The sequence below is a fragment of the Vulgatibacter sp. genome (assembly GCF_041687135.1).
In the GTDB taxonomy this organism is placed as follows: Bacteria; Myxococcota; Myxococcia; order Myxococcales; family Vulgatibacteraceae; genus JAWLCN01.
In genome coordinates, this window is sequence record NZ_JAWLCN010000013.1 from 134,523 (window position 1) to 141,262 (window position 6,740).

Here is a 6,740-nt window from a genome sequence, read left to right on the forward strand (position 1 = left end):
ACAGCGATTGGCCTTCTTTACTGAGCAGGCACCTCCGTCAGGTTGGGCTTGTTGATCCACACCGCCGTCGGCACCTGCGGCGGCTTGGGTAGCCCGCGAGGGAATCGCTCAGGGTGGGCGGCGAAGGCAGCGGCGAGGACACCAGCGCGCTGCTCGACACGCTGCGCGGCGAGACCGTGGTGGACCTCGTAGGGTGTCAGCAGGCCGATCCCGGAGTGGCGGTGCACGTGGTTGTACCAGTCGAAGAACTCCCGGCTGTGGGCGCGGGCATCCGGTAGGCAGCCGAAGCGCTCAGGGAAGTCAGGCCGGTACTTCATCGTCTTGAACCCCGACTCGGAGAAGGGGTTGTCGTTCGAGACCTGGGGGCGCGAGTGGGTCTTCGTCACGCCGAGGTCGGCGTAGAGGTGCGCAACCGTCTTGGACATCATCGGAGAGCCGCGGTCGGCGTGCACCGTGAGCTGGCCGGGAAGGATCCCCTGGCGCTCGCAGGTCTCCGCCAGCAGCTTCTCCGCCAGCATCGCCGTCTCCCGCTCGGCGACCATCCAGCCGACGACGTATAGGCTGAACACGTCCTTGATCACGTAGAGGTAGTAGTACGACCACTTCTGCGGGCCGAGCAGCTTGGTGATGTCCCAGCTCCACAGCTCGTTCGGCTTCGTCGCCAGCAGCTGCGGCGCGGCATACACCGGGTGCCGAAGGAGGTCGCGCCGTTCCCGGACTTCCTTGTTGGCCTCGAGGATCCGGTACATCGTGCGCTCGCTGCAGATGTACCTGCTCTCATCGAGCAAGGCCGCGTACACCTGAGCGGGGGCGGCATCGATGAAGCGCTCGCTGTGCAGGAGGCCGAGAACCTCCTTGCGCTCCTCCGGCGGCAACGCGCGGTGCGAGGGCGGGCGCGCAGCCCGCTCCTTCGGCTTCACGATGCGGCGGTAATAGGTGGCGCGCGCGAGCCCCACTGCATCTCACGCGGCAGCGATACCCAGCGTCTCCGCAGCCTCGGCCACGACCTTCACGAGTTCTCCTCGCTGCTGTCGGCAAGGTCGAGCCCCAGCAGCTCCGAGACTTTTTTTGCAACTCGACGAGGGCCTCGGCCTTCTTCGCCCGGGCGGTCAGCCTCGCGATCTCTCGCTGCTGCTCGGCGATCTTGCGGTCGCGCTCATCGACGACCTTCGACTGCGGCGGCCCGCGTCTCTTGGGCGTGAGACCGGCATTGCCGAATTCACGCCGAGCCCGGCGCCACTCGACCAGGTGCGATGAGTACAGGCCCTCTCGCCGGAGGATCGCGCTGATCTCTCCTGGCTCGGTGCAGCGGTCGATTTCCTCGAGGATCTTCCGCTTGTACTCCGCGGTGAACTTCCTGGCGGCTTGGCGGACACCTCCACCTCCGGGGGCGCCACCTTCTTCGCTGCTTCCATCATGCAGTCCGTGAGCTCGCCCTCGTCGGTAAACTACCCGAGGTGCGCTGTCTCACGCACGTTGACAGAGAGGGGCCTGCCGGAATCCTTCCTCCAAGCCGAACGAGATCCGCGCCACAATTCCGCAGCTGCCCAGGCCCAACCGTTCATCGCCGCTCGGTAGGCTTCGGTGGCCTTCTGCTGAAGGCATCAAGGCTGTTCTAGTAGAGTCGTGCGGTGGAAGCGGTGCCCTGGGGCGTGCAACCGATGCGGGTCTCACGGTGGCGGCTCGTTCGCATAGAGCGGTACGTCACCCGCGCTGGCCGGGGGCTCGTCCAAGCTAATGGGTCGGCCGTATCCAAGCTGGTAGTCGTAGCCACCGCCGCCCCAGCACCGCACCCCGCCGTGATCGAGGAGAGCGCAGGTGTGGGAAGCACCAGCCGAAATCTGGACAACTCGTCCACCGACGTCCACCTCGGGCGGTGGCATCTCGCCAGCTTCGTCGCCGAGGGCGAGGGGGGCACCGCCTTGAGCGGTCCGGGGGAACCGATCTCCGTAGCCGAGCTGGCCATACCACAATTGCCCCCAGCAGCGCACCCTCCCGGAAGCCAGCAGCGCACAGGAATGGAATTCGCCCGCGGCGACCTGCACCGCCGGCTCGCCCAGGCCGACGGCGCCTGCGTCCCTGGGCGTCTCGTCATCGCCGACGTTCTCGACGCTTCCGTAGCCGAGCCTGCCGTCTGCGCCGTTTCCCCAGCAATGCACCGCGCCGCTCTCGAGCACGGCGCAGGTATGTTCGCCAGACAAATCGAGTTGGACGACGGTGCCACCTACGTCCACGACATCCGCATCCTCCAGTGCGACCGAGTTCGTGTGGCCGTAGCCATGGTATCCGGTGACCGTCGTGGTCCAACACCTGACGCTGCCGGGGTCGAGCAGTGCGCAGGCATGCCAAGCCCCGAACACGAGCTGGCGGACGACGCCAACCTCATCGACGTTCTCCAACCCCGGGATCCGGTCGACAGGCGGCTTTCCCCAGCAGCGGACATCCCCGTCGTCACGCACTACACAGGTGTGCCAGGGGCTCGCGAAGATCCCCACGGCGGGGCCGCCGATCGGCAAATCGGGTGGCGGCATCTCTCCCGGCTCGTCGCCGAGGACGTCATCCGTGACATCAGGGCCGAGTTGGCCCCTCCAGTTCTGCCCCCAGCAGCGGACGCTCCCCGATTCGAGCAACACGCAGGTGTGCCTGCTTCCCATCGCGATCTGCACCGCTCGCCCGCCGATATCGACATCGCCGAAGGCACCCGCGGGCTCGTCGTCGCCGATGCGCTCCGAATGCCCGTAGCCGAGCTCGCCGAATGCGTTCGACCCCCAACAACGCACGTTGCCCGCGTCGAAGAGGACGCAGTTGCTCCCGGAACCCGAAACGAGCTGGACCACATCGGGGAAGCTGCAATCGGCGTCACAGCCGTCGTCGTCAACCGTGTTCCCGTCATCGCAGGATTCGCCCGGGTCGACGGCGCCGTCGCCGCAACGCGGAAGCGTACAGTTGCTGCGACAAGTACCCGGGCCGGCATCGGAGTTGCGCTCTCCCTCGTCGCATTCCTCCACCCCGGCGTGGACGACTCCATCGCCGCACCGGGCGAGCGTGCAAGTGCGCAAGCAAGCGTCTGATTCGTCCTCGTTACCGTCGTCGCATTCCTCCGTGTCGGCATGGACGATTCCATCTCCACACCGGTCGAGTGTGCAAGTAGGCAGACAAGCATCTCCCTCGTCGTCGTTGGCGTCGTCGCATTCGTCGACCCCTGCCGACACGACCCCGTCTCCGCAGACGTTTTCACAGGAGGCGACTTCGCAGACGATGTCCGGCTCGTCGCCGCAGCCTGCGAGCTGCAACGACAGCACAACGAGACCGATGATCCGTCCTACCGCCAATCTCACCCCTCCGGCCGGGGCACAGGAGCAACGTCCGTACCGTCGATCACGAAGAACGCATCCGAGGCCCCCATGCGGAGTGTCGGAATCGCGGCTGGCCCAGTCTGCGTACCTCGCCAGCTGTTGGCATCCGTCTCGGCGATGACCGTGACCTGGTGCGAACCCTTAAACGCGAGGCCAGAAATTGTGGCCTGGTAGATTCCGTCCGCGTTCTCGACAAGGGGAAAAGACTGTACGCCGCCGGTTGGATCAGTGACCCGCAAGCCGAGCGTCCCGAGGTCGCGGATGGTCGTCACGTAGATGGGCTCCACGACCACCTCGACCTGGTCCGAGACCGATGGGAGGCGCTTCGAGAGTTTGATGGCCAGCCTCTGTAGGGGCTGCCGAGCGAACACGGTTAGGTATCCGGTCTGCGCGGGCCAATCCGAGCTGGCGCTCTGGATCTCTACGGTCCATTCGCCCGCCAACGGCTGGCTCACCCGAATCATCTCGTAGAACGGGTCGTGTGTGAATTGAGCGTCGGCCCCGGGATTGCTAAGGGATCGGATCGAGCCGTCGGGTGCAATCAGGGTCGCGGACACGGCAAATCGTGACATCTGAGAAAGGTTGCCGGCGAGCACGAGGGTGAAGGACTGCGTATCCGGCGCGATCTCGAAGCGCATCCGATTGATCTCGGCACCGTCCGGAATCAAGTTCAGACCGTCTGCCCCGGTGAACCAAGCATCGGCCGGGATCTCGTGGAGCGGCACCGTGCCCCCGCTCTGGGGAAGGTTGGTGTGATACGGCTGCTCCGGGATGATCGAGACGCCCCCCGAGGATCGAGCCCAGCGGTTCAGGTAGCTCCCGACCAGATTGTCGGGGTTCCGCCCAAACGAGTAGCTTGCACGCGAGCCGCCGTCGTCAAACGTTCCAGGCAGCGCGCTGGCAGACTGCAGGCCAAAGGCAGGCGAACCACCGCTGTCTTGCGAGCCGCCGGTTAGTAGGGCGATCGCAGCGAGCACGTAGCTGTCGACCGCCTGCCCTGCGGCAATGGTGTTGACGACAACGCCCTCTACGCGGAGATCGCGCGCGACTTCGATTGGATCAATTCCGCTGTTCCATACACCGTCGCTGAAGAGCTCTATCCGCTTGACGTACGTGTCGCTGATCGCGGACAGCGCGGAAGCAGCCTCAACGAGGCCATCGCCGATGGCCGTAGCGCCCCCCGGTGTGAGTGCGTCGATCGCGCTTTTGAGCGCTGCGAGGTTCGACGACGAAAGCGTGGCGAGCGGCCTGTCGGTGATCACCGAGCCGGAGAAGGACACGACTCCGAATTGGTTGTTTCCAGCTCCGTCGGACGCCGCGTCGTCGAGGTACGCGCGCATCCCCGCCTTCAGAAAGTCGAGGCGCGTTCCGGTGCAAGCATCGTTTACGTCAACCGTGCCATCTTCGTCCACCTTGCCATCCGCGTCGTCATCTACTCCGTTGTCGCATACCTCGCCACGGTCATCAGCCGTGCTCCAAGCCATGCTGCCCGACCGATCCAGCAGCAGCACGGTCGCCACGTCTCGGCTGTCGATGAAGGTGGGCTGGACGTAACCGGTGGGCGGATTCTCCTGCGGGAGGCTGGTCGGCCTGGAGACAAACGGATACAGACTTTCGATGGTCTCCCAGCACGACATTCCGTTGTAAGAAGTCTGCTGCGTTCGCAGGCTCTTGACTCCTGCTATGCAGAAGTCCTCCTGACCATCAAGATCGTGGTTCGCGGGCACGCAGAACTCGGCGACTTCGACTTCTTCGGTAGCTGGATTGTTGTCGTGGTCGTAGTGGTGCTGCACTGATTGCATGAGGCAGTAGTGCTCGTGGTCGACCTGATCCGTCGGGACGCAATATCCGTACGGGACGGAATTGCATTGCAGATCGCCACCCATCTCGTATTCATCGTAGAGCCCTAAGACGTAGTGCCCGAGTTCGTGCGCGAGCGTATACCCCATCTTGCTCTGGGCGTTCTGCCACCCGAGTTGGACGTGCGAATTACCGCCGATTCCGGGGAGATTGCCCGTCGTCTTCGAGTCGCTGGTGGCCATCACCCGGATGTCCGCACTGACGAAGGACATATCGTCATCAGGCACGAAGGTCACCTCGCGAATGCGGAAGTGCCCGTCAGTCGCATCCCACACGGTCTTGCTTGCATCGTCGAGGACCTTTTCCAGGTCCGCGATCTGCGCGCCCGTGGCCGGATTGATATGGACAAGGAGGTCGATGAGCCCGACCGACCCGTCGATCTCAACTTGCCCTTGGCCGGCCGCAGCGGGGGACGGCATTACGATTGCCCCCAAGAAGACCGAGAATGCAAGTCCTGGACAGCTGCGTAAGAAACGAGAGCAAAGCTCCAACTGGTCACCTCGGGTACATGTATAGTTAACGGAGTACCATAGCCGCCGTCTGCCTTGGTGGTCAACCTGAAGCCTCTATGAACCTCGTCGCCCGCCGGGAGCGCCGGAGAGCCCGAATCCGGCACGATGTTCTTTTCGATCGTCTCCACGAGCATCCTGCTGATGGCTTGAGCCGACGTTATTCACGCCCTGCCGCCGCGGGTTCGCGGCAGGGCGATCGCATCTAAAGGTAACTTTGCCTGGCCACCTAGCGTAGCGCGCCGGGGTCGAGCGACGGTTGCATTGTTTTCGGGGGCACGAGCGCGCGTCAGTGCGCGGCGCACTCGTGAGGCAGCGGCGGCGTCTCGCCGCGGAGCGCGGCAGAGATCGCGAGGCGGAAGTAGGCCTTCGGTTCGATGCCGGCAAGCTTGGCGCTCTCGAACAGGCTGTACATCACGGCGGCCACTTCGGTGCCACGCCGGGAACGGGAGCCTAGTGATTCTTCCGACCCACCACCACGCCACGCAGCGAACGTTCGGTCGCGTTGTTGTCGAGCGGGATCCGCGGGTGACCAGCGACAATTAAGGCTGCCGGTCGACGACAAATAGAATTGCCGGTTCGTGCGCTGCGCGGACGCTCGTTGGCAGGCCGAGAGCCACCCGGATTCGGGCAGGCTCCGGGGCGGAGAACGCCCCAATGGTCACCGACGAGCAGGTCCGTTTGCTGAGGAAGAAGCGCATGGATGGCAAGACGTTGGAGGCGGCCGCTGCAGCCGCCGGCATGAGCGAGAGGACCGCTCGAAAGTGGCAGGCAGGGCCGCTGCCCTCTCAGAGCGTGTGAAGAAATCGGTCCGGCAAGCGCCGGCCCGCTTTCTTCGCTCGCGCTTCGCGCGAGAGACGCTCCTTTTTGCGTTCGCTCCGCCTTCGGCTCCGCTGGAGAGTTTGTTTCACAAACTCTCAGAGACTGTGAAAGAAACGCCTTCCGCGATCGGCGGTCCGGAGGCCGGAGGCCCGCGAGAGCCCCGCCACGGAATGCCCCATCGCGGCTCAGGTAG

The 6,740-nt window shown here is 64.6% G+C and carries 3 protein-coding genes and 1 pseudogene; all 4 read right to left on the bottom strand.

All coding sequences use genetic code 11. From position 1 onward, the window contains the following. Positions 1-17: 17 nt before the first annotated feature. A pseudogene (locus ACESMR_RS21775) lies at positions 18-1,359 on the bottom strand (IS3 family transposase); the annotation flags it as partial. Between the two features lie 311 nt (positions 1,360-1,670). Next, entirely contained in the window at positions 1,671-3,332 is a 1,662-nt protein-coding gene (locus ACESMR_RS21780; protein WP_373049237.1) for a DUF4215 domain-containing protein, read from the bottom strand. 2 nt (positions 3,333-3,334) lie between these two features. Beyond that, positions 3,335-5,635, bottom strand: coding sequence for a vWA domain-containing protein (locus tag ACESMR_RS21785; protein ID WP_373049238.1), 2,301 nt, complete (start codon positions 5,633-5,635; stop codon positions 3,335-3,337). A gap of 379 nt (positions 5,636-6,014) precedes the next feature. After that, positions 6,015-6,152, bottom strand: a complete 138-nt coding sequence (locus tag ACESMR_RS21790; protein WP_373049239.1) for a hypothetical protein — start codon at positions 6,150-6,152, stop codon at positions 6,015-6,017. Positions 6,153-6,740: the final 588 nt, after the last annotated feature.

Excerpts from the sequence above, each read along its gene's own strand:
- ACESMR_RS21785 (WP_373049238.1), bottom strand. The coding sequence starts at position 5,635 with ATGCCGTCCCCCGCTGCGGCCGGCCAAGGGCAAGTTGAGATCGACGGG.